Genomic DNA, 23466 nt, shown 5'->3' on the forward strand with positions numbered 1-23466 from the left:
GACCTACCCCGTTTAAAAGTTTGAGGCTCGGTACGGGCCGTACGCGGCGAAACAATCCGACGCGCGTCAGACGCCGTGGACCGCCGCGAGTCAGTCCCAGCTGTCGGGGCCGAAGCCCGGGTTGACGCGCCGCTCCGTGCGCTCGATGGCGTCGATGCGCGCCACGTCCTCCTCGGAGAGGTCGAGGTCCAGACTCGCCAGGTTGTCGCGGATGTGGGCCTCGCCGGTCGCCTTCGGGATGGCGGTGACGCCATTCTCGCGCAGCCAGGCGAGGCTGACCTGCGCTTCGCTGACGCCGTGGTCGTCGGCGATGGCCGAGAGGACGTCGTCGTCGAACACGCCGCCGCGGGCGAGCGGCGAGTAGGCGACCAGTTCGTAGTCGTGTTCGCTGGCGTGGTCGCGCAGTTCCCGTTGCTGCAGGAAGGGGTGCATCTCGACCTGGTTGGCAAAGAGCGGGGCCTCGAGCGTCTCCAGTGCCGTCTCGACGTGGTGGGGCTCGAAGTTCGAGACGCCGACGTTGCGGATCTTGCCCTGTCGGTACAGCTCGTCGAAGGCCGAGAGCGTCCCCTCGGGGTCGTATGCGCCTGCGGGCCAGTGGACGTACAGCAGGTCCACGGCGTCGACGCCGAGCTTCGAGAGGCTCGCCTCGGTCGACGCGAGCACGTCGTCGTGGGCGAGGTTCGAGTTCCACACCTTCGTCGCGAGGAAGACGTCTTCGCGGTCGACGTCGGCCGCCGCGATGCCCTCGCCGACGGCGGCTTCGTTCCCGTAGGCCTGTGCGGTGTCTATATGCCGGTACCCACGCTCGAGGGCGGTCCGGACGCTCTCGGCGCACTGGTCGTGGTCGTCGTTCTGCCAGGTTCCGAGGCCGAGCATCGGCATGCCGTCGGCCCGCGGGACCGCGTCGGGGTTGGCTGCAGGTGTCATCCCGAGATGTCAGGGGCGTCCCCCGGAAATGGGTTGTGGACTGGCGGTCACCCCGCCGGCGGAAACCGACATATTGAGAACCCGGCCCCCACAACGGTCGAGTATGACAGACGGTAGTGTCGACGTATCTCGTCGGGCCTTCCTGCGGACGGCCGCGGGGGTCACGGCTGCCTCGGCCGCGACAGGAACGGCGGCGGCACAGGAAAACGGGACCGAAGGTGACGGTGGCGGTGGCGGGGGGAGCAGCGGCCCGCCGGACTACGGCGGTTTCCTCGACCAGGTCGGCAACTACGACGGGACCACCGTCGACGCCACCGGCCAGAGCGAGGTGACAGTCTCGGTCGGCGCGCAGGGCAACGGCGGCGCGTTCGCCTTCGACCCGCCCGCGGTGCACGTCGACAACGGCGCGACGGTCCTGTTCGAGTGGACCGGCGAGGGCGGTGGCCACAACGTCGTCTCGGACGGCGAGGGCCCACTCGACTCCGGCGACCCCGTCTCGAACGCCGGCGTCAACTACGAGTACACCTTCGAGGAGGACGGCATCTACCCGTACGTCTGTGTCCCCCACGAGGGACTGGGGATGAAAGCCGCCATCGTCGTCGGGACGGACTACCCGACCGCAGACAGCGGCGGTGGCGGTGGCGGCGGTGGCGGCGGTGGGGGCGGGTCCCCGCAGGTGCCCAGCAGCGCGAAGACCCTCGGCGTCGCGACGTCGTTCGTCATGGTGGCGACGCTGGGGCTCGCGTACTTCTTCATCCGCTACGGCGGCGACTACGAGACGCCCGGCGAGGAGTAACTCAGACCGTCTCGCCGTCGCTCCGAATATCGAGGTCGACCGCCCGGCGTTCGCCCTCGAGGTCCGCGACGACGCGTTCGACGATACGCTCCGCCTCCCGTCGAATCAGCGGGACCACCTTCCGGATGACCCAGTCCAGCGAGACCAGTCGTGGCAGGTCGACGGCGTCTTTCGAGGCCGAGCCGGGGTCGAACGCGATGCGGAGCACGACGCGGGAGGCCGCGTCGGCGTCTGCGGGTGCTTCCTCCGGGGCCGGGTCGACTATCCAGTGACCCTCCGCGTCGATGTCCTTGACGAGTTTCCAGTCGATACTGTGTGGCGGGTCGACCGCCGTCACCTCGGACCTGGCGGTGTAGGTCAGCTTCCACCACGAGAACACGAGGTCGTAGCGAGTCCCCGGCGCGCCGTCGCCGTCCTGTCGAACCTGGTCGATGTACTCCGAGTAGCGGGCATAGCCCGGGAAGTCGAGCAGGAACTCGTACAGTCGCTCCGGGGGCACGCGCACCACGGTACTGACCTCGATCTCGTCCACGTCCCCTAGGCGGTGGGTTCGCGTCGTAAACTTTCGGGCGACCCGGCGGCGCGGTAATTGCCGGAAGATTCATTCTGTGCATAATCTGGAACAGACAATATTATTACGCTGTATCCGATACGGGATAGTAGCATGAGTGCTTCCGACATCCAGCACGCCGAGGCGGACGGAGACTCCGAGCCCACGGGGTGGGACGCGGTCAGGGACCTGCCCCCGAGTGCGAAGCTCGTCGCCAAGGTACTGGAGTACAACGACACGCTGACCCAGAGCCAGCTTGCAGACGAGACGCTGTTGCCGCCACGGACCGTTCGCTACGCGCTGAACCGACTCGAGGACGTCGGCGCCGTCGACTCCCGGTTTTCCTTTGCCGACGCGCGAAAGCGCATCTACTCGCTGCGCATCGAGTGAGCTCGCCGGGGCGGTGGCCGTTCTCCCCGACCGGCCCGTCCCGTCCGGGGCAACGTTGATTAGTCGGCCTGCCAAGACGTTGGATATGAAAGTCGTCCTGATTGGTGTCGGCCAGGCTGGGGGCAAGATAACCCAGTCGATCGCCGAGTTCGACTACGAGATGGGGTTCGAGGCGGTACGGGGGGCGCTGGCGGTCAACACCGCCCGTGCGGACCTCCAGAACCTCGACATCGACACGACCCTCATCGGCCAGGACCGGGTCAAGGGCCACGGGGTCGGCGGCGACAACGAGCTGGGCGCACAGGTGATGCAGGAGAACGCCGCCGAGGTGCTCGACGACCTGGACGGTCGGCTTACCTCCGAAGCCGAGGCGGTCGTGGTCGTCGCCGGCCTCGGTGGCGGCACCGGATCCGGCGGCGCGCCGATGCTCACGCGCGAGCTCAAGCGCATCTACGACATCCCCGTCTACGTACTGGGCGTCCTCCCCGGGCGCGACGAGGGGGGCATCTACCAGGCCAACGCCGGCCGTTCGCTGAAGACTACCGCCCGCGAGGCCGACTCCCTCCTCCTCGTGGACAACGACGCCTGGCGCGGCAGCGGCGACAGCGTCGCGGCGGGCTACGAGCGCATCAACGACGCCATCTCCCAGCGGGTCGGCCTCCTGCTGGCCAGTGGCGAGACAACGGAGGGCGTCGGCGAGAGCGTCGTCGACTCCTCGGAGATCATCAACACTCTCCGGGGCGGCGGCCTCGCGTCGCTGGGCTACGCCAGCGCGACGGCCAGCGAGGACCCCGCGGAGAACGTCAACGTCGTCACGAGCGTCACCCGGAAGGCGCTGCTCTCGAGCATGAGTCTGCCAAACGCCGTCGAGGCCGACAAGGCGCTGCTGGTCGTCGCCGGCGACCCGGAGCGCCTCTCGCGGAAGGGGGTCGAACGGGCGCGCCGGTGGGTCGAGGACGAGACCGGGAGCATGGAGGTCCGTGGCGGGGACTTCCCGCTGGCCTCCTCGAAGATCGCGGCGCTCGTGGTGCTCTCGGGCGTCGAGCGGTCGCCCCGTATCGACGAGTTCCTGGACCGCGCTCGGGAGGCCGCGACGTCCCAGGGCAAGAAGGTCGACCCGGAGGAGTTCGACAACGAGGACCTGGACAACCTGCTGTAAGGCGGCGGCGCGTTCGAAAGACGCTGGGGATGAGGACCCTACTGGACCAGGCTGCTGCCGTCGAACGACGTCCGGTCGTAGTCGTGGTCGAGCAGGTCGAGGATGGTCGGGGCGATGTCGAAGAGGTCGGCGTCCTCGATGCGGACCTCGGGGTCGTCGACCAGCAGCGAGGCGTTATCGAAGCTGTGCATCCCGTTTCGCGGGCCGACGCCGAAGACGTCCTCGGAGCCCTTGAAGCCGGCCTTCAGGTCGAAGCCGTGGTTCGGGATGACCACGAGGTCCGGCGCGATGTCGTCGTGGTCGCCGCGGAACGCTTGCTCGCGGGTGACGACGCGTTCGGCCACCTTCTTGCCGTCAGGCCCCTCGAGGGCCTCGAGTTGCTCTTTCAGGTCCGCCCGGACCGTCTCGTACTCGGACTCGGGGACGCTCCCGCGGGGTTCACGGCCCTCGAGGTTGATGTAGAATCGCCCGGGGATGAGCGAGTAGGCCGTCGTGTCGTCGGCGATGTCGCCGAGTTCGCTGTGCTCGTCGTCGTCGTACTCGAGCCAGCCCTCCTGTTCGAGCCACTCGTTGAAGTGGACCTCGTAGTCCAGCGACGTGAACCCGTGGTCGGAGGCGACCACCATGGTCACGTCGTCGGGCAGCAGGTCGCGCAGGCGACCGAGGTAGTCGTCGACCGTGCGGTAGAACTCGAAGAACGCCTCCTGGTTCTCGCCGTCGCGCTCGTAGTCCCTGAACAGGAAGTGGTTGACCCGGTCGGTGGTCATGAAGACGCCGAAAAAGAGGTCCCAGTCGTCGGCCTCGACGTACTGCTTGAACGTCTCGAAGCGCTTCTCTAGGGTCTCGTGGGCGTCCTCGACGAACTCGCTCTTGTCGTCGCTGTGGCCCAGTTTGGCGTTGACGTCGATGCGGTAGCCGTTCGACTCGAGCGTCTCGCGCAGGTCGTCGGGGTAGGCGGCCTTGTCGACGCCCGGTGAGAGGAACCCCGAGACCATCCGCTGGACGTTACGCTGGGGCGGGAAGGTGACGGGGACGTTCATCACGGTGGCGTCGCGGCCGTCCTCGGCGACGCGGTCCCAGAGCCGGGTCGCCTGGACGTCACGCCCCATCGGGACGTAGGTGTCGTAGGAGCCGACCTCACGGTCCTGGAAGCCGTAGACGCCCGTCTCACCGGGGTTGACGCCGGTCGTCAGCGCCGGCCAGCAGGCGCTGGACTCCGGAGGGACGATGCTGTCGATGGGGCCGGCGCTCCCGTCGGCGGCGAGCTCGGTGAGGTTCGGGAACACGTCCGGGTGCTCGTCGATGAGGCTGTACGGAACGCCGTCGATGCCGAAGAAGGCCACGCGGGGGCCGCTATCTCCTTTCAGTCGGTCGAATAGTCCCATGTGACCCGGTATAGCGGTCAGGGACAAGAAACTTCTTTTCGCAACCGGGTCGCACCTGGCGGCAACCGACGCCGGCGTCGATCAGGCGTCCTCGGCGTTCGCCGGGACGACGGTCAGGTGTGCGATTCCGGGTATCGGGGGTTCCTCGCGGCCCGGCGCGCCCGGTTCGTGTTCGAGCGTCGGGTCGGTCTGATGGGTCGCCATCGTATCGGGATATACCGACCGAACGGCCTAATAATTACCCATGCTCATAACTCATCGGCAACTCCTGCCGTCATTACCCACGGATATACCGTCTGGAACGCCGACTGAACCGCCGGCTCAGTCGAAATGCTCGTCGTAGAGGTCCTGGGCGTGCTCGATGGCGTCCATCGCGGCCTGCTTGTCCTCCCAGCCCTGCGTCTCGACTTCCTTGCCCTCCTCTAAGTTCTTGTACGTCGCGAAGAACTCGTCGATCTCGTCGAGCGTCTGCTGTGGGATGTCCTCGAGGTCCTCGATGTGGTCGTAGCGCGGGTCCTCGCTCGGGACGGCGATGACCTTGTCGTCCTGCTCGCCGTCGTCGTCCATCCTCATGAGCGCGACCGGGCGGGCCTCGATGACACAGCCGGGGAACGTCTGATCTTCGACGAGGACCAGCACGTCGAAGGGGTCCTCGTCGTCGTAGTACGACTGCGGGATGAACCCGTAGTCCGAGGGGTAGTGGACGTTCGAGTGGAGCACGCGGTCCAGGACGACACCGGGGATGTCCTTCTCGTACTCGTACTTGTTGCGCTCGCCCTTGAGACACTCGACGACGGCGTAGATCTCTTCGGGTGGGTTCGGTCCGGTTTCCAGATCTTCCCAGAGGTTCGTCATCGTCTCGGAGTGGACCGGGGCGTCAAAAAGTCCTTTCGTAATGTCTCTCGGTCTGGACGACCGGAAGGTATTTTTAGGTGCTATCGAGATATTACTACAAGGAGTAGTTAGCGGCTACGGCCCGACACACACCGACACCGACGCCGGAGTGGCCAGTGTAAATTGAGTACCCCCTGACACTGGCCAATACCCCGTTACGGGGCCGCGGTCCCCTGATTTGTCCTGTCTCTTAGGCTGAAGTTAACAAGTGTTAAGTACTGTGGTGACATCGTACTAACTATGTCAGAGGCACAATCACTCGACGCAAGCCCCGGCATCGCGAAGGACCTCACGGCCTTCCAGCAGAACATCCTGGTCATCCTGGCCGAAGAGCCACGGTACGGCCTCGCTATCAAACGCGAGCTCGAGTCGTACTACGACGACGAGGTCAACCACGGTCGCCTGTACCCGAACCTCGACGACCTGGTCGAGATGGGTCTGGTCGAAAAGAGCGAACTCGACAAGCGAACGAACCAGTACGCACTGACCGAGGACGGCAAAGAAGCGGTCCTCGACCAGCTCGGCTGGGAGTTCTCGAAGTTCGTCACGGACGGCGACCGCGCCGGCATGCTCGAGAACCTGGTCGAGAGCCAGAAGTAATCGCCGTTTACTCGGCGTTACGGCTCGAGTACTCGATTCCCAGATTTTTCGACGGTCAACCGAACAGACTCCTCCAGCAGCGCCCGCTGTTCGTCGCTCGGCCAGGCGTTCCGCGGGAAGTACTCCGTCTTGAACTCCGCGAGTTCGTCGGGGGTCGCCTCCGCGATCGGCTTGGCGTAATGGTTGCCCATGAAGTCCGCCAGTGCCGACGCGGTGGCCCCGTGGACCGGGCCGTGCTCCTCCTCGACGGCCGTGGCCACTGCACGGTTGCGCTCCTCGACGGCGTCCCACTCTTCGGGGTCGCCGGGCCCGCTGAGCTGGATCTCGACGCCCCGGTCGACGTCCTCGACCCGCTCGGGACGGATGACGCCGTCTTCCACCCACTCCTGTGGGTGACAGACCAGCACGTCGCCGGTGTCGTCCGCTCTGACGCGCGCGGTGAAGTCGTGGCTGTCCAGCAACGCGTCCCGTCTGTCGACGTACGCCGTCGCCTCCGCGTCGTCGACCACCTCGCGTGCGAGTCGGGTGAGCCGTTCCGCTTCCTCCAGTACCTCGGGTGGCAGGTCAGTCATCGTCGAGTGCGTCGTTGGCTAGTTGGTCCGCGCGGTCGTTTATCTCTCGCGGAACGTGCTCGATGTGCCAGTCGTCGAAGTCCATCAGGAACTCCCGGACGCGGACCCGCTGTTCGCGCAGGTCGGGGTCGTTCGTGTTCCACTCGCCCCGGACCTGCTTGACGATGAGCTCCGAGTCACCCCGGACGCGGACTTCGTCGAATCCGTACTCCGTGGCGACCTCCAGCGCCCGCACGAGCGCGGCGTACTCGGCCTGGTTGTTGGTCGCCCGGCCGATGGTCTCGCCGCCTTCGGCGACGATGCCGCTGTCGTCGACGAGGACGTACCCGACGGCGGCCGGGCCAGGGTTCCCGCGAGAGGCACCGTCGAAGTAGACGTGGACGCGGCCGCCCGAGTCAGCTCGCAGCAGCGCCTCCAGTCGCGCGGTGTCGCCACCCTGGACGACGACCTTCCCGTCGTAGGCGACGGCGGTGGCGCCCGCGTGTGTGGCGCGCCAGCGTTCGTGCGGCGTGTTCCCCGACTCCACGGGGACGCCGTCGGCTTCCAGACGCTCTCGGGCGGCGGTCGGGTCGCACTCGATGACCGGCATCGTCCGAGGGTGGCCGACGGGCGGGCAAAGCCGTTGTGGTCCGCCGGAGCAGGCAGGCGCTTTCGGTGCGGTGAGTGGAAAACGGAGACTCGACGCGATCAGCTGCTCGAGCGGCCAGCGATGCGCTGGGCACCGGTCTGGCGCCCCTCCTCCCCGCCGACGATGCGGTCGGCGAAGACGCCGATGCCCGACGCGACGATGAGGAGACTACAGACCAGCTGGATGGTCAGGTACGGGTCGAAGCGCGCAAACAGGTACGGCGTCGCCGCCAGCACGATGCCGCCGACGATCGCCACCCCCGCCGCCATGGGGCTCGCCTGCTTGCCCGACGAGATGCGGTACGTGGAATGGGCCAGGGCGATGACCACGAACTCCCCGACGAGCAGGTTGATGAGCGCCTGGACGTACGGAATCGAGAACACGCTCGACAGGATGACGACGACGAGGCTGAGTATCGTTGCGACGAGTCCGAGCCACTTGAGTGCGTCTACCATGTCAGTCTCACTACCCCGCTCTTCCGGCGCCCTCCTAATAGTTGTTCATGCTCTTTCGGTCGCCGGGGGACACATTGATGCCCGCCGGGGGGCAACTGCGAATAGATGCAACTCGACGAGTTCATCGAGGGGTTCGAGCGCGACGAGGCCGCCGAGCGCCGTCGCCTCGCCGCCGAGAAGTCCTACGCCATCACGGACCACCTCGAGGACGTCGAGCGACAGTTCGAGCAGGCCCTCCAGGGCGACACGCTCGTGGGCTCGACGGCCCCCGAGATATTCGTCGGCCGGTCGGGCTACCCGAACGTCTCGACGGGACTGCTCTCACCGGTGGATACCGGGGCCGCCGCTGACGACTTCGCGACCAGCGGCGAGTGGTACCAGCAGGGGCTGGGTATCGAGGACGTCCTCCAGCGCCGCACCGGAATGGTCAACTCGGCGAAGCCGACGTCCGTCGACGCGGTGAGCACGGGGGGCGGTCGCGGGCAGTCGGGCGTCCACGACGTCTGGACGGGCTTCGTCGGCGTCCAGCGCGAGGTGGCCATCGCCGACCACGCCGTCGGCGTGGAGGTCGGCCTCGACGGGAAACCAGACCTCGACGTGGCCTTCGACGACGTCTCCACGCCGACGGGGCCGCGGGCCCGCGCGAAGCGGGCCGACCTCACGGAGAACCCCCACGTTCCCCGCCCGGTGCAAAAGACACTCTCGGACGACGACTGGCGCGCCGAAGGAGCGATGACGTACCTCTACCGGCGGGGATTCGACGTCTACGACATCAACACCATCCTCTCGGCGGGTGCGCTGGGCCAGGCCAGCGAGCGCTCGCTCGTGCCGACCCGGTGGTCTATCACGGCCGTCGACGACACCGTCGGCCAGTACCTCCGGGGGACCGTCCACAACAGCGACACCATCGACAAGCCCGAGGTGTGGTACAACGAGTACATGGGCAACCGCTACTGGGTGCTGCTCTCGCCGGGGCGCTGGGAGTTCGAACTCGTCGAGATGAAGGCCCCAGAGAGCGTCTGGAACCCGAACCCGGGAGCGGGCTACTACCTCGCCAGCGCTCACGAGGGGTACGAGGGTCGCACCGGCTACGTCGAGGAGACGGCCGGGGCCTACTACGCCGCCCGCCTGGGCGTGCTCGACCACCTCCAGGACCGGGGCCGCCAGGCGAAGTGTCTCGTCCTGCGTGAGATAACCGACGATTACTGGGCGCCCGTCGGCGTCTGGCAGGTCCGCGAGGGCGTCCGTAACGCCTTCGAGGGCGAACCGGGCGTCGGCCAGACGTTCGGCGAGACGCTCTCAGCCGTGGCCGACCAGCTGCCGGTCCCGATGGGGGCGCTCCGCCGCAAGTCTCAGCTCGTCGCCGGACTGCAGTCGACGCTGTCGGACTTCTGAGGCGACCCGGGACAACAAATTTCACGCTGGTGGGCCAGAGAGCCTGTATGTTCGCCCTCCTGTTCCCCGGACTGCCTGGCGGCCCCGAACTCCTCATCGTCGTCCTGCTACTCGGACTGTTCCTGGTACCGCTCCCGCTCCTGCTCGCCGCCGGTGGCTACGTCGTCGGCAAGCGCCGCGGCCGGCGTGAAGCGACCCAGGAGCGCGAGGGCGCGTCGAGCGAGGAGTGAGGTCCCAGTTTCCCGCCGGTCCGTCACCGTGTCCTCGTCCTCCCGACGGACGACGAGCACCGGACCGACCGACCCCGCCGCGACCCGGTCGGGTTCCTCGCCCCAGACGAGCGAGGCGAGCGACGGGGCACGCTGACCCATGTCGATGGCGTCGTGGCCCGGGCGGTGTCGACGAGCGCCTCGAAGGGAGTGCCCGCCTGGTGGCTCGTCGTGACATCGACGCCCGCAGTCGCGAGGTGCTCGGCCGCTTCGTCGAGTCGCGTCTGTGACGGGTCTCCCTCGCCGACGACCAGTAGCGTGACGTCGATGTCCCGGTCGCCGACCAGTGGTGCGACGACGCCGCCGATGGCGAACGACCCGGCGGCTGGTCCGGCCGCGAGGCCCGGAAGACGAAGATGCCTGCCCGGATCATCGTCCCGATACCGATGGCGAGGCCAGCGGTGAGCCCGATGGGCCGCTCGAGCTCGGCGTCGTCGGTGGTGGTCGCCCCGTTCGTCTCGACTGTCGGTTCCACGTTGGGGGTCTCGCCGCGGATGTTCTGTCCGGGCTCCTCGCTGGCCATACACGATCCAGGACTGGGCTCGAACGCAGAGTCGTCCGTCGATTACTGTGGGTCTCGACGGCCGTGTTAGCAGGTCTCGTGCCTGTCCGGGAACGAATCGACTCGTTTATCGGTGCCAATCCGTGAGGGGAACCTATGACCTCCGACAGGCGTGGGCCCGGGCCCGCCGAGCCCCTCTCCAGCCGCGCGTTCCGCATCACCGTCGACGACGGTCGCGACGACTTCTGTGCCCTGAGCATCGAGGGCGACGACCCCGAGACCGAGTGGCTCATCTCCGATACGGTCTGTGCGCTCGAGAACATGCGGTGAGCGCGCAGGCGCCTCGTACGACACCGCTCGCTGACTGTTCCAGCGCTCGCCGTCCCCGCCTTGCCGTCGACTCCATGCGTTCGCGTCACGTGCGCCGAGGACCGTCGGTGACCTGCGAGAGCGCCCGTCAGCGACCCACGTCACCGACCGCAGACTAAAGACTCTGGGCCGTGCCGGTGACTCGGACGACAGTGGTCTCTGTGCGGGACACCGACCGGGAGACCCGCTTCACTCGGTCGGGACCGGCCCGGTGCCGATGACGTCCCGAACTGCGTTCTCGAACTCGTTGCGGTCCGCGAAGTACGGCACGTCGACTTCTTCGAGGACCTCGGCCAGCTCCCGGGGGCCGTCGGGCGTCCGGATGGTGGTCTCCCCCTCGCGCTCGACGATGGTGCTGTGTTCGATGCCCCAGGTGAGTCGCGCCGAGACGCGCGCCAGCGGCGCGCCCTCGACGTCGGGCCCCTCGCCGAGTTCGACCGCCGGCGCCTCCTCTTCCTCGCTCTCGTCGTCGCTCATACCCCGACTGTACCCGCGGGCCCGATTAGTGCTTTCGGAAACGTGCCGGCCGTACGCCCGTCTTGCCTCTGTCTGACGGGTAGTTTTGTCGGTGGCCGTGGTACAGCTCGCCATGACCAGTTTGACAGACGTCTACGAGGGGGACGTCGGACGCATCGCGTCGCGCCGGCGCCAGTTCGCCGGGACGGCCCTGTTCGTCGCGGGGGCGGCCGGCCTCGTCGGGGCCATCGCCCTCGCGACGACGGGGCTGGGGTCGGTGCTGGGACTGGACGGGTACGCCGCGCGCGAGGTCGCCGGTATCGTCGCTGGACTGGCGCTCCCGGCGGTGGTCCTGGGTGTGTTCGTCGTCCTGCCCGCGGGGCGACAGATCAGGGCGACGGCCGGCCTCGGCCTGGGCGTGGCCGTCTTCGGCGTCGCCCTGTTCCAGCACCTCTACCCGTACAGCTGGCTCGAGGGCGCACCGCTGCTGGCCTCACTCGCCGGCTTCGTCTACTTCGCCGGCGTCGTGACGACGTTCTGGTGTCTGTTCGTCGCGCTCGCGACGTTCAAGACACGCAACGACCCCGGCGGCACCGCACACATGGCGGTCACCGAGGCGGGGACCATCAGACTGGTCGAGGAGGCACGCTCGATTCCCGGTCTGGGCGGCATCGGGTTCTTCGGCCAGGACCCCGACGGCACCGTCGAGACCCAGACCAACCGGCCGGGGGCGGACTCGGGCGCGGTCAGCGACGGCGGGTCCCAGTCCGACCCGGCGGCACAGCAGTCGTCTGCGTCCCAGTCTCGTGACCGACCACACGCCGCCGGCCGGTCCTCCCAGTCGACCACCGACACGTCGTCCCCGTCCGGCGGCGTGTCGGCGATGGGTCCCTCTGAGCACTCGCTGGATCCCCGCATCGCCAACGCCGGCCCCGAGGCCTCCCCCTCGACCGACGGCGGCACGACGACGGAGACGGGCCACGACCCCATCACGGAGACGGCCGTCCACCGGGGTGAACCGGACACCTACTGTGGCAACTGCCGGCACTTCCAGTACGTGATGGAGGGCGAGGACATCCAGCCCTACTGCACCTACCACGCGGAGGTCATGGACGACATGGACCCCTGTTCGGCGTGGATGCGAAACGACTGAGCCCCCGCCCCGTTTTCCGGTCCTCCCATGTCGCTGGGCTGCTGCTTCGAACCGTCCGCGAGCCCCGGCACTGCTCTCGTCTGCCGACCGACACCTCTCCGCGACGACGAACCCGGGCGTTTAACACGCCCGCCGAGCATACAGGGGGACACCAATGGAGTTCTGCGACGACTGCGGTTCGATGATGAAGACAGAGGGCGATACCTGGGTCTGTGGCAGCTGCGGCTACGAGAAACCGCGTGACGCCGAGACGGAGAAACAGACGGCCGTCACCACGCAGGGCCAGGAGGCCTCGGAGGTCGTCGACACCTCGGAGGTCGACGCCGCGGACATGGGGCCGACGACGAACGCGCGGTGTCCGGAGTGTGGCAACGACCGGGCCTTCTACGAGATGAAGCAGATCCGTGCGGCCGACGAGTCCGAGACGCGCTTTTTCACCTGCACCGAGTGCGAGCACAAGTGGCGCGAGGACGACCACTGAGGCCAGAGCGTGTCTGACGACGCCGCGTTCCCGGTGCTCCCGACCGACCGCCTCTCTGCGGGCGGGTGGACGATCGCCGACGAGACCGTCGAGACGGTCTTCGAGATGCCGACGGCGAGGGTCGTCGGCGCGACCAGGCTCTACGACGACGACCGGACGCGGGGGGCGGCCCGAGAGGCGGTCAGCGTCGACCAGCAGTGGCGCTTCTTCTTCGCGACGCGACTGACGTTCGAGCCACCGCTCGCCCCGGGCATCGGCGCGCCGATGGTGTTGCCGACGGTGCGTTCGGAGGCCGTCTCGGCGTTCGCCGACCAGCTGCGTGACCGCGGGTTCCGCAACGTCGACCGGGGGCGGCGCGAGCGGATCCGCGTCGACTCGGGCGACCGAGCGCGACTCAGGTCGTACTCGGCGTCAGTCGACGTCGGGGACGTCGGCGAGACGCTGTCGGTGACTGGGTGGGTCGCTGTCTGGCACGGCGACGGGTTCCGCATCGCGGCCGGCGCCTATCCGGACGACAGGGTCGCGGACGTGCTGGGTCTCGAGGACCCGCCGGACGTGCTCTGCCGGACCGCCAGGGAGTACCGCGACGACCTGCTCTCGCTCATCCGCGCCGTCGAGTGACCGCGGCTAGCAAGAGCCCCTCCGGGACGAGTTCGACCGGTCCGAGCCCGAGCATCCCTGCTAGCCCGCTCGGCGTCGCTCCGTGGCCGATGCGGGCCAGCGGGACGCCGCGGACGCGCACCTCGGCGGTCAGGCCGGTCGAGGCCAGGCCGGCGGCGACGTCCATCGACTCCGACCGGTGCCGGCGGAACAGGTCGACGGCGCTCGGGAGCGACGGGCAGTCGACGGCCACCAGGTCCTCGTAGCCAAGCACCGTGACCGTCGTCCCGTCTATCGTCACCTCGAGGTCGGCCTCGACGGACAGCTCCGGCCGCCGTTCGAGGCGGTCCAGCAGCTCCGCGACCGTCGTTATCGGTTCGTCGGTCGTGCGCGCCGCCGTCACTGTCGCCACTCACTCACGCTCGCGCGTCTTGACCGTGAGCGTCCCGTCGAGGCGCCAGTGGGCGTACTCCGGGTCGTCGCCCGTCTTGCTCGGGACGTCGACCTCCATGTCCTCGAACTCGTACGTTATCTCGGCGTTGCGTCCGGTCAGGCGGTCATAGAGGCTGATCGCGAGCTCTGGCCAGGTCTGTGTCTCCTCGGGCGCGTCTGTGTCGCTCATACGGTCGGTTATACGGTTCGCTGACGTTTGAAAGTATGCCTCCCGCACCACTTCTGCAGCGCGGTCACGGCCGACGGGCGAACGTGAGGTAGCCGGTGTGGCCGACCCCGGCCGTCGAGGGCCGGGACCCGCGCTCGTCGAAGTCCATCTCGCGCTGGACGGTATCGAGCGTCTCGATGTCGTCGAGCCCGACGTCTCTGGCCGCCTCGACTGCCGCCCGCGTGTTCTCGACGAACGGGGAGTACACCGCGAGCGACCCGCCCCGTTCCAGCAGCGTCGGCGTCCGCTCGACGACGGCGGGGGCGTCCTCGGTGTCGAGCGTGAGGACGTCGAACCCGGAGAGGTCGTCTATGTCGTCGGTGACGTCGCCGGTCCGCACCTCGACGGCCTCCGAGACGCCGGCGACCGCCATGTTATCCCGGGCCACCGCGGCGAACTCGGGGTCCCGCTCGTAGGTCACCACGTCCGCGCCCAACCGGCCCATGTAGGCGCTGAGGATGCCGGTCCCGGTGCCGGCGTCGAGCACCCGGTCGCCGGCGGCCACGCCGGTCTTGCCCACCACGAGGCCGACGTCCCGTGGCATCATCGGCGCGCCGGTCCGTTCGAGGTGGGTAAAGAGGTCCGGCCCGCGGAGTCGGCGGACGGTGAAGCTCGTGCCGAGATGGGTCTCGACGACCTCGCCGGCCGCGACGTCCTCGGGGACCTCGAGGATACCGAGGTCGGACTCGAAGCGCTCGCCGGGTTCCAGCAGGTACTCGCGGTCCTCGTGGACGAAGAGGTAGGCCACGTTACTCCAGCTGGTCGACGGCGTCGGCGAGGTCGCCGTCGTTGTCCTCGAGCGCCTGCCGGGCGGTCTCCTCGTCGACGCCGGCACGCATCGCCACCAGCTCGATATCGCCCTCCGAGATGGTCACCGGGCCGGACGACTCCGTGTCGGCCTCGTCGCTCTCGTCGTCGTCGGCCTCTGCTTCCGTCTCGTCGGCCACACTGCTCGTGCCGTCGCGGGCCCGGGACTCGGGTTCGCCGACGACCTGGTAGGTCTTTTGCCCCTGTGCGGCCATCAGCTGGACCTCCGCGTCGGTGAAGACCAGTTCCTCCTCGGGGGTCCGGATAATCACTTCCTCGGCGTCGATATCCTCCATATCGATGCCCATCTGTTCCATCATCTGCTGTAGCTTGCGCGGGTCCATCCCGCCGCCTCCGCCGAACATACTCCGAATCCGCAGTGCGAGGGGAAAAGTCTCACGACCCGTCGGCTCTCGCCGCCGTCGAGTCGGTCCACGAGCAGTGACGGTGGCGTTCACTCGCCGACCGGGCCCCACTCGTTGCGGTCCCCCAGCCCCTCGTAGCCGTCGTATATCACCGTCGTCACGAGCGCACGAGACCGGCGTTGGTAGGCTGGTCGGGGTAGCCACGGCGTCGGCAGACCCATACGGACGCCCGGTCGCCGGTCGTCGTCGGTGTCGTCCGCGGCTCAGGCCTCGAGCTGGTCCTGCCAGTCGCGGACCTTGCCGGCGGTCACGCCCTGGACCTCCGCAGCGACGACGTCGGGGTCGGCCTCGCGCAGGGCGTCCAGCGAGTCGACGCCGGCGGCCTCGAGCTTCTCGGCGGTCGCGCCGCCGATGCCGTTCAGGTCCTCCAGGTCCTCGACGGCGTTGCGAGCCCGGTACTCCTCGTAGTTACAGATGGGACAGCCAAGTTCCCAGGGGTCGTCGCTGGCGGGGTCGACGACGAGTTCGGGCAGGTCGTGGTCCTCGCAGAACTCGTCGGTCACCTCGATGTCGCCGTTTCGGGGCAGGGGCAGCGAGTAGTCACAGTCGGGATAGCGCGTACACCCGACGAGCCGTGACCCCGAGCGGAGGTGCTTGATCGCGAGTTCGCCGCCTTCCTCCTGGTGGCACTCGGGACACGGGCCGATGACCTCGTCCTCGCTCGCCTCGGCCTTCTCGGCCTCGCAGCGGGGACAGCCGTGGACGAAGGTGTCCCGACCCGCGAGCATCTTGACGTGTTTCATGTCGTGGTCCGCACAGACCTCGTCGAGCACCTGCGGGCTCCCGGTGGAGGGCAGCGGGAGGGTGTTGCGACACTCGGGAAAGCCGTCACAGCCGACGAAGTACGAGCCCTGACGCGAGCGCCGGACGAGCATGCCCTCGCCACACTCCGGGCACGGCCCCAGCGTCTTGTCGGCCTTCAGCGACTCCTGGAGGTACTCGCCGATCTCCTCGCGCGAGTCCTCGAGTTCCTCGAAGACCTTCTCTAACATCTCGCGGGACTCGTCGGTCACCTCGTCTAACGTGGCCTCGCCCTCGGCGATGGCGGTCATGTCCCGCTCTAACTGGGCGGTCATCTCTTCGCTGGTGACGTGGTCGGCGAACTCCTCGGCAGCCTCGACGACGGCCATCGCGAGCTTCGTCGGCCGGGGCGGGTCGCCCTCGATGTAGCCGCGGTCGTAGAGTTTCTCTATGGTATTGTGTCTCGTGCTCTTCGTCCCCACCCCGAGCCCCTCCATGGTCTCGATGAGCCGCGACTGGCCGTATCTGCGGGGCGGCTGGGTCTCCTTGTCCTCCAGGCGGACCGCGGTGATGGCCAGCTCCTCGCCCTCCTCGACGTCGGGGACGTGGTTCTCGCTGGCGCTGGAGTAGGGGTAGACGGCGTGGTAGCCCGGCTCGAGAAGGCGCTTGCCGTTGGCCTTCAGCGAGCGGCCGGCGGCGTCGGCGACGACGCGCAGGTGCTCCCAGGTGGCGGCCTCGGCGACCGTCGCGAAGAACCGGCGGACGACGAGCTCGAATAGCTCCCACTCGGCGTCCGACAGGTCGCTCTGCGAGGGGAGCTCGCCGGTCGGGTGGATGGGCGGGTGGTCGGTCGTCTCCTCGTCGCCCTCGGTGGCGACGATCTCGTCCTGTTCGAGCAGCGACTCGGCGTCCTCGCCGAACGTCGGCGACCCGACGAAGGCGTCGAGCAGGGCGTCCTCCTCGAGGTCCTCCGGGTAGACCGTGTTGTCGGTCCGGGGGTAGGTGATGTAGCCGGCGGTGTAGAGGTCCTCGGCGATAGACATCGCGCGCTGGGCCGAGTAGCCCAGCGAGCTGGCCGCCGAGATGAAGGCGGTTGTCTTGAACGGCGTCGGCGGACTGTCCTCGCGGGTGCGCCGGCGGACGCTCGTCACCGCCGCGGCGTCGACGCTCGTCAGGTCGGCGTGGGCCGCGTCGGCCTCGCCCTCGTCCTTGACGCGTTCGGCCTCGGTGCCGTCGTCGTCGTAGAAGTACTGGGCTTCGAAACTGGACCCGTCCTTCGCGAGGTCGGCGAACAGCTCCCAGTAGGCTTCGGGTTCGAAGGCCTGTATCTCGCGCTCGCGGTCGACGATGAGCTTCAGCGTCGGTGACTGCACCCGACCGACCGAGATGAAGTCGTTGCCCAACTGGCGGGCCGACAGCGAGAGGAAGCGCGTCAGCGCCGCGCCCCACACCAGGTCGATGATCTGGCGAGCCTCGCCGGCCGCCGCCAGGTCGAAGTCAACCTCGTCGGGGTCGGCGAACGCCTCGGTGACCTCGCGGTCGGTGATCGAGGAAAAGCGGACCCGCGAGATGGGGATGTCCGTCTCGGCGCGGATGAGCTCGTAGGCCTCCTTGCCGATGAGCTCGCCCTCGCGGTCGTAGTCGGTCGCGATGACGGCCTCGTCGGCCCGGCGGGCCAGTTGCTGGAGCGTCGTGACGATGTTCTCCTGGGTCGGTTCCTTCGTGACGTCGGCGTAGATGAGCTCCGAGGGCTCGACGTCGCGCCAGTCGCTGTACTCGGGCGGGAAGTCGACGCCGACGACGTGGCCCGAGAGCCCGACGACCCGCTTGTCGCCCCAGCGGTAGACGTTCACGCCGTTGCGTCGCTCGGTCGAGGCGCTGCCCTCCGAGAGAATCTCCGCGATGCGGCGCGCGGCGTTGTCCTTCTCGGTGATAATCAGCTCCACGGCCCACCACCTTGTGCTGTCATTAGCGGTCGATACGCCGCGAGAGAGTCTAAAGACTTTCGGGGGAAATCGGCCGACAGCGCGGGTATGCGTGCGGTTGCGGGCGGCTGCGGGGGCGGGCCCACGCCCGCGAGAGGTTGCCTAGTCGGCCGGTTCCGGCGCCCCGTCCCGACGGGCCCTGAGGTGGCGATAGCCCAAGAAGCCAACCTCCGCCAGCAGCCAGGCGATCGCAAGGGCGGCCGCCAGCAGGCCGTAGAACAGCGCCCACCCGGTCATCCACACCGGACGGAGCCACGGCGCGTAGTGGCCCCAGACGGTGCTCACCTCGCTCGCGACGCCGGCAAGCGGCGTCCCGGCGAACGTGGCCTCGATGAACGTCCCGACCGAGACGTTCTGCTCGCCGCCGGCCGAGAGGTTGGCGCTGCCCGTGATGTCGTAGGTGCCGGTGGCGTTCTGCTCGCGGATGGTCGGCCCGTTCGACCCGTCGCCGTGGGCGATGCGCTCTGAATCGTAGGGGCCCCAGGTCACGTAGTACTCCCAGACGACTTCGCCGGTAGGCGTGACCTCGATGACGCGGTGGTTCAGCGTGTCCGTGATGAGCGTGTTGCCGTTCGGGAGTCGATCGGCGTCACGGGGCCAGTTCAGCGTGTTCGACCCGACGCTCCAGGTCCGGGTCCACGTGCCGTTCGTGTAGGCGTACTCGACGACGCGGTTGTTGCCGCTGTCGGCGACCAGCATCGTCGGCGTCCCGTCCTCTCCACGGAGGAAGTCGGGGTTGTGCTGCTCGTTGAGGATGCTGTGGTTCCCGTCCTCGCCGAGACGCATGTCGATCTCCTTGGTGGTGCGGTTGATGAGCAACACCTGGTCGAAGTTGCGCGGCGAGACCAGGAAGTGGTCGTCGCCGACGACGTCGACGTCGTTGCTGTGGGTCCAGTCCTCGTCCATCCCGCCGTCGGTCGAGGGCGGGAAGTGGTTCCGGTAGGCCCAGGTCCAGGTCACCTCGTCGGTCGTGAGGTTGTAGACGACGATCTCGTCCATCGACGTCTCGTTGGACGCCTCCCACGCTCGCATGTGTGAGATCACCAGCGCGGTGTCGTTGAGCATGTCCACGTCGTGAGTGTCCTCGTAGGGGAGCAGCCGCTTCCAGACCCGCTCCTGGGTATCGGGGTCGTACTCGTAGACGAGCGTCTTGCCCTCGCGGGGCGAGACCACGAGCAGGTTCCCGTTGGGCAGCGGGTCGATGTCGAAGAACCAGCCACTGGTCCCCTCGGGGTTCCGGTGGGTCCACCCCAGGCGGCCGCGTTCGTCCACCGCCACGAGGCGGGCGGGCTTCTTGCGGTTGGTGTTCCCCTGGAAGGTGTAGCCCTGCGCGCTGACCACCGTCGTCCCGTTCGCGGGACTGGTCAGCGTGCCACGTTGCAGTGTCTGTGCGTCCGACGGTTCGTGTGTCACCGCACTGACCAGCATCGGAGTCAGCAGCGACAGGACGAGGAGGGCGACGACGCCGCGGACGGCCCAGCGGCGCGACCTGATACTCGGGAACACACTCCCGCCTGCGGGGCGGGACGGATTAATCCCTTCGAGTCGTTCCGAGGGGCGGTCCTGGCCGCCGCGGGCACTTCCGATGCGCTCATGACGCTGCCGACCAGAGCGTCGACATGGACTCCCGGACCGCTCGCGTCCTCCGTGGTGTCGCCGCCACGCTCGTCTTCGCGACGGCGGCCTTCCACCTCTGGTGGGGTCTCCCGCGCAGCATCATCTACCTGCAGGCCCTGGAGAGTCTCACAGGGCGGGGGCTGCCACCGGACCCGCGTCCGTTCCTCTTTGTCGCGATGGCGGCGCTGCTGTTTGCGGGCCCGCATCTCGTCACGCGGAAGGTCGTCGGGCTGCGTGACGCATACGTCGCCGGCACTGTCGTCCTGCTGGCCTCGGTCGCCGCCTGGGTGTTCTGGCACACCACCGGGCACGGCGCCTTCCTCGTCGACAGCTTCAGCGCCCCGTCGGCGGGCGGCGGCGGCCACCACCACGACCAGAGCAGCCTCGCGCTCGTCCTCGACCACTTCGTCGTCGAACCCGTCGAGGGCGTCATCAAGATAATCGAGCTGTCGGCCATCGCCATCTTCGTCACGCTCCTGTGGAGGGACCCGGCCATCATCCCCGACGGGAACCAGTCCCGGAGCGACGCGGGCGAGGGAGTCGACAGTTAGCGCGGGGGCGTATTCGCGCTCCGCGATTCGTCCCGGCGTCCCCCCGCTTCTCTCGGTCCCGTGAACCGATGCGCAGCGCGTGTCGGACGCTACTCGTCCAGTTCCTCGCGCAACAACCCTTCACAACCACCTTTTTCGTCGTCGGGTTTCCTCGCTCGCTTCGCTCGCTGCGGGAACCCATCCTCGAAAAACCTGGGGGAAAAAGGCGGGACCTCACTTCGTTCGGTCCCGTGAACCGAAGCGCTGCGCGCTTCGGATGCTACTCGTCCAACGCGTCCCGAAGCAACCCGTTCACTTCGCCGGGGTCCGCGCTGCCGCCGGTCTTTTGCATCACCTGGCCGACGAGGAAGTTGATGGCGCCGCCCTCTCCGTCGTCGTAGTCCTGCACGGCGTCGGGGTTCTCCTCGATGGCTTCCTCGACAGCCTGCTGGACGGCGTCGCCGGAGGTCTTGCCCAGGCCCTCGCGCTCTACGACGGTGTCGGGGTCCTCGCCCTCGTCGAGCATCTGCCGGAGCACGGTCTCGTGGGCGTTCTTCGCGGTGATCTCTTCGTTCGCGACCAGTTCGACCAGGCGGGTCACCTCGTCGAACCGTCCCGAGACGTCCGTGATCTGCATGTCGCGGTAGTTGAGTTCGCCAAGCAGGTTGTCGGCGACCCACGTCGCCGCCAGGTCGGCGTCGAACTGCTCGGCGACGTCCTCGAAGAAGTCCGCGACCTGTTTCGTCGAGGTGAGTTTCGATGCGGCCTCCTCGCTGAGGCCGTACTCGGCGACGAACCGCTCGCGGCGCGCGTCGGGCAGTTCCGGAATCGAGAGTTCCGCCTTCCAGTGGCTGACCCGGAGCGGCGGCAGGTCGGCCTCGCGGAAGTAGCGGTAGTCCTTCTCCTCCTCTTTCGAGCGCATCGAGACGGTGTTGCCGTGGGTCTCGTTGAAGTGGCGCGTCTCCTGTTCGACGGCGCGGCCCGACTCGATGAGTTTGCGCTGGCGCGAGGCCTCGAAGGCCAGGGCCTGCTCGGCACCCTTGTGGCTGGAGATGTTCTTGACCTCGGTACGGTTGGCGTCCGCGAGGACCGACTCGTCGATGGTCCCGTCGTCGTCCACCTCGCTCGCGTCGACCATCGAGAGGTTGGCGTCGATGCGCAGGCTGCCGTCGCGGGTGGCGTCGAAGACGCCCAGGTACTCCAGTACTTCCTCGAGCTTCTCGAGGAACGAACGGACCTCCTTGGGGGCGCGGAAGTCGGGCTCGGTGACGACCTCCATCAGGGGCGTCCCGGCGCGGTTGTAGTCGACGAGCGTGTAGTCGGCCCGGTCGATAGAGCAGGTCCGGGACTCCAGCGGCCCGGTGCCCTCGCGGACGTGCTTGATCGAGCCGGGGTCCTCTTCGAGGTGGGCCCGCCGGATGGCGACCGAGCGTCGCTCGCCCTCGACGCCGAACTCCAGTTCGCCGTCCTGGCAGATGGGCGCGTCGTACTGGGTGATCTGGAAGTTCTTGGGCAGGTCGGGGTAGTAGTAGTTCTTCCGGTGGAAGGCGGTCTCCTCGGGGATGTCGGCGTCGATGGCCTTGCCGACCTTCACGGCGGCTTCGACGGCCCCCTCGTTGACGACCGGGAGCGCGCCCGGCAGGCCGAGACACACCGGACAGGTGTGGGTGTTGGGGTCGTCGTCGGCGACGTCGGTCGAACAGCCACAGAATATCTTCGTGTCCGTCTCGAGCTGGACGTGGACCTCCAGCCCGATGACGGCCGCGAGTTCGCCGGACTCGGCGGCTTGTGCAGTCATTACCCGGCGTTCGGCGTCCGGTGGCTAAAGGCTAACGACCCCGGCGCGCCGCCGTGTCGCCGACCCGCGAGCACGCCGGCTCCGGGGGCTGCTACTCGATCAGAGGGCAAACGCTAATATCTCCGAACTACAACGGCCACGCGTGACCATTGCACGGTTCATCGACGCGGTCAGCACGGGGGGGAAGACGCTGACCGTGTACAACGAGGACGAACCCGCCCCGCTGGTGCGGATGCTCCGGCGGATGGTCGACACGCCGACGGTCGACGTGCGTGAGGGGTCCAGCGACGACGGGGCGGTGACGGACGCGGTCACGCTGGAAGACGAGAACGGCGCGGAACTCGGCATGTCGTCGCTCGAGGACATCGCCAGGAGCGTCCTGATGGTCAACTCCGACCTCTACACCACCGGGACGCGCCCCGTCGACGAGGTTCAGACGCCGGAGGTGCTCGCGAACCTCGAGGAGACGACCTTCTCCGTCTCGGGCAAACAGAAGATGCTGCTCATCCAGATGTCCCGCCACATCGAGTCGCTGGCGCTCCAGCACGGCGACGGAACACTCCACGCGGGATTCCAGTACCTCTCGCGCATCGACGACGAACGGGGGACGCGCCGGGTCTACGAGCGACTCGTCGAACGGGACGTCGACGTCCACCTCTACGGCGTTCCGGACAGCGAACTGTCGGTGAGCGAGGACGTCGCGGTCTACACGTCGCCGACCGAGGAGCTCCGGCGCTCCTGGTTCGTCGTCCACACCGGGTGCCCGGACCCGGCCAAGGCGGCGCTGGTGGCCGAGGAGACGGGCGACAACGAGTGGCGCGGGTGCTGGACGTTCGACGGCGAGGTGACCGATGCGGTCACCGAGTACGTCGAGAACACGTACCGTTCGTGACTGGTCCGCCGTGTGACCGGTTCGCGCCGAACCGGCACCTGTGTGTCGCGCCCGACCTGTCAAAATATGTGTCAATGTCTGACGTAGGTATAAGTGGCCGGACCGGTTGGTGTTCTCATATGTGCGGCAACCGTGTCGAGGAACTCGAAGCGCACGTCAAGGAACTGGAAGCGTCCGTCGAGGGGCTCACAGACGAACTCGTCGAGTGCAAGGTCCGACTTCGCGAACTGGAAAACGCCGTCGACGAGGACCTCGGGTTCGGCGACGACGGCACGGTGAGCCACCAGCGGGCCGATACACCTAACACGGAGGACACCGACGGGGCTGACAACAGGGAGGGAGTCGCGGCCGGGTCCGATGGCGACGCCGAGGCCGACGCAGAGTCCGGGTCCACAGAGGACTCGGAGTCGGACATCATCGTCGCGTAGG

General features: G+C 67.9%; 30 protein-coding genes and 1 pseudogene. 13 read left to right on the forward strand and 18 right to left on the reverse strand.

What is annotated here, in order from left to right:
* Positions 1-90 precede the first annotated feature (90 nt).
* A complete protein-coding gene (locus P1K88_RS06770; protein WP_276414125.1) occupies positions 91-882 on the reverse strand; it encodes an aldo/keto reductase in 792 nt (263 codons plus the stop codon).
* A gap of 148 nt (positions 883-1030) precedes the next feature.
* On the opposite strand from P1K88_RS06770, the gene P1K88_RS06775 reads away from it, so the two are divergent.
* On the forward strand, positions 1031-1723 hold the full coding sequence (locus P1K88_RS06775; RefSeq protein WP_276413591.1) for a halocyanin domain-containing protein: 693 nt from the start codon (positions 1031-1033) through the stop codon (positions 1721-1723).
* 1 nt (position 1724) lies between these two features.
* Here the strand turns inward: P1K88_RS06775 and P1K88_RS06780 are convergent, their stop codons facing one another.
* Positions 1725-2255 carry an SRPBCC family protein gene (locus P1K88_RS06780; RefSeq protein WP_276413593.1) on the reverse strand — a complete coding sequence of 177 codons (531 nt, stop codon included), beginning with the start codon at positions 2253-2255 and terminating at the stop codon, positions 1725-1727.
* Positions 2256-2387: 132 nt separating this feature from the next.
* Here P1K88_RS06780 and P1K88_RS06785 point away from each other — a divergent pair, with 132 nt between their 5' ends.
* Together P1K88_RS06785 and P1K88_RS06790 are read left to right on the forward strand one after the other, a co-directional pair.
* Entirely contained in the window at positions 2388-2663 is a 276-nt protein-coding gene (locus P1K88_RS06785) for a MarR family transcriptional regulator (protein ID WP_276413595.1), read from the forward strand.
* A gap of 85 nt (positions 2664-2748) precedes the next feature.
* Entirely contained in the window at positions 2749-3822 is a 1074-nt protein-coding gene (locus P1K88_RS06790; RefSeq protein WP_276413597.1) for a tubulin/FtsZ family protein, read from the forward strand.
* Positions 3823-3860: 38 nt separating this feature from the next.
* Here the strand turns inward: P1K88_RS06790 and P1K88_RS06795 are convergent, their stop codons facing one another.
* From P1K88_RS06795 to P1K88_RS06805, 3 genes are all read right to left on the reverse strand, one after another.
* Positions 3861-5207, reverse strand: coding sequence for an alkaline phosphatase family protein (locus P1K88_RS06795; protein WP_276413599.1), 1347 nt, complete (start codon positions 5205-5207; stop codon positions 3861-3863).
* Between the two features lie 81 nt (positions 5208-5288).
* Positions 5289-5411 (reverse strand): hypothetical protein, encoded by a 123-nt coding sequence (locus P1K88_RS06800; protein WP_276413601.1) that lies wholly within the window; start codon positions 5409-5411, stop codon positions 5289-5291.
* Between the two features lie 117 nt (positions 5412-5528).
* Entirely contained in the window at positions 5529-6062 is a 534-nt protein-coding gene (locus P1K88_RS06805; protein WP_276413602.1) for an inorganic diphosphatase, read from the reverse strand.
* A gap of 279 nt (positions 6063-6341) precedes the next feature.
* Here P1K88_RS06805 and P1K88_RS06810 point away from each other — a divergent pair, with 279 nt between their 5' ends.
* Positions 6342-6701 carry a PadR family transcriptional regulator gene (locus P1K88_RS06810; RefSeq protein WP_276413604.1) on the forward strand — a complete coding sequence of 120 codons (360 nt, stop codon included), beginning with the start codon at positions 6342-6344 and terminating at the stop codon, positions 6699-6701.
* A 17-nt stretch (positions 6702-6718) separates the two neighbouring features.
* On the opposite strand, the gene P1K88_RS06815 is transcribed toward P1K88_RS06810, so the two are convergent.
* The 3 genes from P1K88_RS06815 to P1K88_RS06825 form a co-directional block, all read right to left on the reverse strand.
* Positions 6719-7273, reverse strand: coding sequence for a DUF7108 family protein (locus P1K88_RS06815; RefSeq protein WP_276413606.1), 555 nt, complete (start codon positions 7271-7273; stop codon positions 6719-6721).
* Positions 7266-7862 (reverse strand): ribonuclease HI, encoded by a 597-nt coding sequence (gene rnhA / locus P1K88_RS06820; protein ID WP_276413608.1) that lies wholly within the window; start codon positions 7860-7862, stop codon positions 7266-7268. Before rnhA ends, P1K88_RS06815 begins: the two co-directional genes overlap by 8 nt.
* Positions 7863-7960: 98 nt before the next feature.
* A complete protein-coding gene (locus P1K88_RS06825; protein ID WP_276413610.1) occupies positions 7961-8356 on the reverse strand; it encodes a hypothetical protein in 396 nt (131 codons plus the stop codon).
* A 105-nt stretch (positions 8357-8461) separates the two neighbouring features.
* Here P1K88_RS06825 and nreA point away from each other — a divergent pair, with 105 nt between their 5' ends.
* Positions 8462-9751, forward strand: a complete 1290-nt coding sequence (gene nreA / locus P1K88_RS06830) for a DNA repair protein NreA (protein ID WP_276413613.1) — start codon at positions 8462-8464, stop codon at positions 9749-9751.
* Positions 9752-9798: 47 nt separating this feature from the next.
* Positions 9799-9981 carry a hypothetical protein gene (locus tag P1K88_RS06835; RefSeq protein WP_276413615.1) on the forward strand — a complete coding sequence of 61 codons (183 nt, stop codon included), beginning with the start codon at positions 9799-9801 and terminating at the stop codon, positions 9979-9981.
* A 320-nt stretch (positions 9982-10301) separates the two neighbouring features.
* Here the strand turns inward: P1K88_RS06835 and P1K88_RS06840 are convergent.
* Positions 10302-10543: pseudogene (locus tag P1K88_RS06840) on the reverse strand (APC family permease); the annotation flags it as partial.
* Between the two features lie 135 nt (positions 10544-10678).
* On the opposite strand from P1K88_RS06840, the gene P1K88_RS06845 reads away from it, so the two are divergent.
* The gene (locus tag P1K88_RS06845) at positions 10679-10852 is read left to right on the forward strand and encodes a hypothetical protein (protein ID WP_276413617.1); all 174 of its coding nucleotides are present in this window, start codon (positions 10679-10681) and stop codon (positions 10850-10852) included.
* Between the two features lie 228 nt (positions 10853-11080).
* On the opposite strand, the gene P1K88_RS06850 is transcribed toward P1K88_RS06845, so the two are convergent.
* Entirely contained in the window at positions 11081-11368 is a 288-nt protein-coding gene (locus tag P1K88_RS06850; protein WP_276413619.1) for a DUF5789 family protein, read from the reverse strand.
* Between the two features lie 112 nt (positions 11369-11480).
* On the opposite strand from P1K88_RS06850, the gene P1K88_RS06855 reads away from it, so the two are divergent.
* The 3 genes from P1K88_RS06855 to P1K88_RS06865 all read left to right on the forward strand — a co-directional run bounded on the left by P1K88_RS06855 (position 11481) and on the right by P1K88_RS06865 (position 13602).
* Positions 11481-12500 (forward strand): cell division protein CdpA domain-containing protein, encoded by a 1020-nt coding sequence (locus P1K88_RS06855; protein ID WP_276413621.1) that lies wholly within the window; start codon positions 11481-11483, stop codon positions 12498-12500.
* A 154-nt stretch (positions 12501-12654) separates the two neighbouring features.
* A complete protein-coding gene (locus P1K88_RS06860) occupies positions 12655-12981 on the forward strand; it encodes a transcription factor S (protein WP_276413623.1) in 327 nt (108 codons plus the stop codon).
* 9 nt (positions 12982-12990) lie between these two features.
* Entirely contained in the window at positions 12991-13602 is a 612-nt protein-coding gene (locus P1K88_RS06865; protein WP_276413625.1) for a DUF6517 family protein, read from the forward strand.
* On the opposite strand, the gene P1K88_RS06870 is transcribed toward P1K88_RS06865, so the two are convergent.
* The 7 genes from P1K88_RS06870 to P1K88_RS06900 all read right to left on the reverse strand — a co-directional run bounded on the left by P1K88_RS06870 (position 13583) and on the right by P1K88_RS06900 (position 19706).
* A complete protein-coding gene (locus tag P1K88_RS06870; RefSeq protein ID WP_276413627.1) occupies positions 13583-13984 on the reverse strand; it encodes a hypothetical protein in 402 nt (133 codons plus the stop codon). The two genes, P1K88_RS06865 and P1K88_RS06870, sit on opposite strands and share 20 nt — an antisense overlap.
* Positions 13985-13993: 9 nt before the next feature.
* Complete coding sequence (locus P1K88_RS06875; protein ID WP_276413629.1) at positions 13994-14203, reverse strand: hypothetical protein; 210 nt, start codon at positions 14201-14203, stop codon at positions 13994-13996.
* Between the two features lie 64 nt (positions 14204-14267).
* Entirely contained in the window at positions 14268-14990 is a 723-nt protein-coding gene (locus P1K88_RS06880) for a methyltransferase domain-containing protein (protein ID WP_276413631.1), read from the reverse strand.
* Between the two features lies 1 nt (position 14991).
* Complete coding sequence (locus tag P1K88_RS06885) at positions 14992-15414, reverse strand: nascent polypeptide-associated complex protein (protein WP_276413633.1); 423 nt, start codon at positions 15412-15414, stop codon at positions 14992-14994.
* A gap of 89 nt (positions 15415-15503) precedes the next feature.
* Positions 15504-15635 carry a hypothetical protein gene (locus P1K88_RS06890; protein ID WP_276413635.1) on the reverse strand — a complete coding sequence of 44 codons (132 nt, stop codon included), beginning with the start codon at positions 15633-15635 and terminating at the stop codon, positions 15504-15506.
* Positions 15636-15677: 42 nt separating this feature from the next.
* On the reverse strand, positions 15678-18161 hold the full coding sequence (locus P1K88_RS06895; protein WP_276413637.1) for a DNA topoisomerase I: 2484 nt from the start codon (positions 18159-18161) through the stop codon (positions 15678-15680).
* A 141-nt stretch (positions 18162-18302) separates the two neighbouring features.
* Complete coding sequence (locus P1K88_RS06900; RefSeq protein WP_276413639.1) at positions 18303-19706, reverse strand: aryl-sulfate sulfotransferase; 1404 nt, start codon at positions 19704-19706, stop codon at positions 18303-18305.
* A gap of 113 nt (positions 19707-19819) precedes the next feature.
* Between P1K88_RS06900 and P1K88_RS06905 the strand changes: the two genes are divergently transcribed.
* Positions 19820-20368, forward strand: a complete 549-nt coding sequence (locus P1K88_RS06905; protein ID WP_276413641.1) for a hypothetical protein — start codon at positions 19820-19822, stop codon at positions 20366-20368.
* Between the two features lie 259 nt (positions 20369-20627).
* Here P1K88_RS06905 and gatB read toward each other — a convergent pair whose 3' ends face one another.
* Positions 20628-22145 carry an Asp-tRNA(Asn)/Glu-tRNA(Gln) amidotransferase subunit GatB gene (gene gatB, locus P1K88_RS06910; protein ID WP_276413644.1) on the reverse strand — a complete coding sequence of 506 codons (1518 nt, stop codon included), beginning with the start codon at positions 22143-22145 and terminating at the stop codon, positions 20628-20630.
* Positions 22146-22287: 142 nt separating this feature from the next.
* Here gatB and P1K88_RS06915 point away from each other — a divergent pair, with 142 nt between their 5' ends.
* Together P1K88_RS06915 and P1K88_RS06920 are read left to right on the forward strand one after the other, a co-directional pair.
* Positions 22288-23037 (forward strand): DICT sensory domain-containing protein, encoded by a 750-nt coding sequence (locus P1K88_RS06915; RefSeq protein WP_276413647.1) that lies wholly within the window; start codon positions 22288-22290, stop codon positions 23035-23037.
* A gap of 119 nt (positions 23038-23156) precedes the next feature.
* Entirely contained in the window at positions 23157-23465 is a 309-nt protein-coding gene (locus tag P1K88_RS06920; RefSeq protein WP_276413649.1) for a DUF7518 family protein, read from the forward strand.
* Position 23466 lies beyond the last annotated feature (1 nt).

The sequence above is a fragment of the Haloarcula halobia genome (assembly GCF_029338255.1).
GTDB classification, from domain to species: Archaea; Halobacteriota; Halobacteria; order Halobacteriales; family Haloarculaceae; genus Haloarcula; species Haloarcula halobia.

Excerpts from the sequence above, each read along its gene's own strand:
- P1K88_RS06770 (WP_276414125.1), bottom strand. The coding sequence starts at position 882 with ATGCCGATGCTCGGCCTCGGAACCTGGCAGAACGACGACCACGACCAG.
- P1K88_RS06775 (WP_276413591.1), top strand. The coding sequence starts at position 1,031 with ATGACAGACGGTAGTGTCGACGTATCTCGTCGGGCCTTCCTGCGGACG.
- P1K88_RS06785 (WP_276413595.1), top strand. The coding sequence starts at position 2,388 with ATGAGTGCTTCCGACATCCAGCACGCCGAGGCGGACGGAGACTCCGAG.
- P1K88_RS06790 (WP_276413597.1), top strand. The coding sequence starts at position 2,749 with ATGAAAGTCGTCCTGATTGGTGTCGGCCAGGCTGGGGGCAAGATAACC.
- P1K88_RS06795 (WP_276413599.1), bottom strand. The coding sequence starts at position 5,207 with ATGGGACTATTCGACCGACTGAAAGGAGATAGCGGCCCCCGCGTGGCC.
- P1K88_RS06800 (WP_276413601.1), bottom strand. The coding sequence starts at position 5,411 with ATGGCGACCCATCAGACCGACCCGACGCTCGAACACGAACCGGGCGCG.
- P1K88_RS06805 (WP_276413602.1), bottom strand. The coding sequence starts at position 6,062 with ATGACGAACCTCTGGGAAGATCTGGAAACCGGACCGAACCCACCCGAA.
- P1K88_RS06810 (WP_276413604.1), top strand. The coding sequence starts at position 6,342 with ATGTCAGAGGCACAATCACTCGACGCAAGCCCCGGCATCGCGAAGGAC.
- P1K88_RS06815 (WP_276413606.1), bottom strand. The coding sequence starts at position 7,273 with ATGACTGACCTGCCACCCGAGGTACTGGAGGAAGCGGAACGGCTCACC.
- rnhA (WP_276413608.1), bottom strand. The coding sequence starts at position 7,862 with ATGCCGGTCATCGAGTGCGACCCGACCGCCGCCCGAGAGCGTCTGGAA.
- P1K88_RS06825 (WP_276413610.1), bottom strand. The coding sequence starts at position 8,356 with ATGGTAGACGCACTCAAGTGGCTCGGACTCGTCGCAACGATACTCAGC.
- nreA (WP_276413613.1), top strand. The coding sequence starts at position 8,462 with ATGCAACTCGACGAGTTCATCGAGGGGTTCGAGCGCGACGAGGCCGCC.
- P1K88_RS06835 (WP_276413615.1), top strand. The coding sequence starts at position 9,799 with ATGTTCGCCCTCCTGTTCCCCGGACTGCCTGGCGGCCCCGAACTCCTC.
- P1K88_RS06845 (WP_276413617.1), top strand. The coding sequence starts at position 10,679 with ATGACCTCCGACAGGCGTGGGCCCGGGCCCGCCGAGCCCCTCTCCAGC.
- P1K88_RS06850 (WP_276413619.1), bottom strand. The coding sequence starts at position 11,368 with ATGAGCGACGACGAGAGCGAGGAAGAGGAGGCGCCGGCGGTCGAACTC.
- P1K88_RS06855 (WP_276413621.1), top strand. The coding sequence starts at position 11,481 with ATGACCAGTTTGACAGACGTCTACGAGGGGGACGTCGGACGCATCGCG.
- P1K88_RS06860 (WP_276413623.1), top strand. The coding sequence starts at position 12,655 with ATGGAGTTCTGCGACGACTGCGGTTCGATGATGAAGACAGAGGGCGAT.
- P1K88_RS06875 (WP_276413629.1), bottom strand. The coding sequence starts at position 14,203 with ATGAGCGACACAGACGCGCCCGAGGAGACACAGACCTGGCCAGAGCTC.
- P1K88_RS06885 (WP_276413633.1), bottom strand. The coding sequence starts at position 15,414 with ATGTTCGGCGGAGGCGGCGGGATGGACCCGCGCAAGCTACAGCAGATG.
- P1K88_RS06890 (WP_276413635.1), bottom strand. The coding sequence starts at position 15,635 with ATGGGTCTGCCGACGCCGTGGCTACCCCGACCAGCCTACCAACGCCGG.
- P1K88_RS06905 (WP_276413641.1), top strand. The coding sequence starts at position 19,820 with ATGGACTCCCGGACCGCTCGCGTCCTCCGTGGTGTCGCCGCCACGCTC.
- gatB (WP_276413644.1), bottom strand. The coding sequence starts at position 22,145 with ATGACTGCACAAGCCGCCGAGTCCGGCGAACTCGCGGCCGTCATCGGG.
- P1K88_RS06920 (WP_276413649.1), top strand. The coding sequence starts at position 23,157 with ATGTGCGGCAACCGTGTCGAGGAACTCGAAGCGCACGTCAAGGAACTG.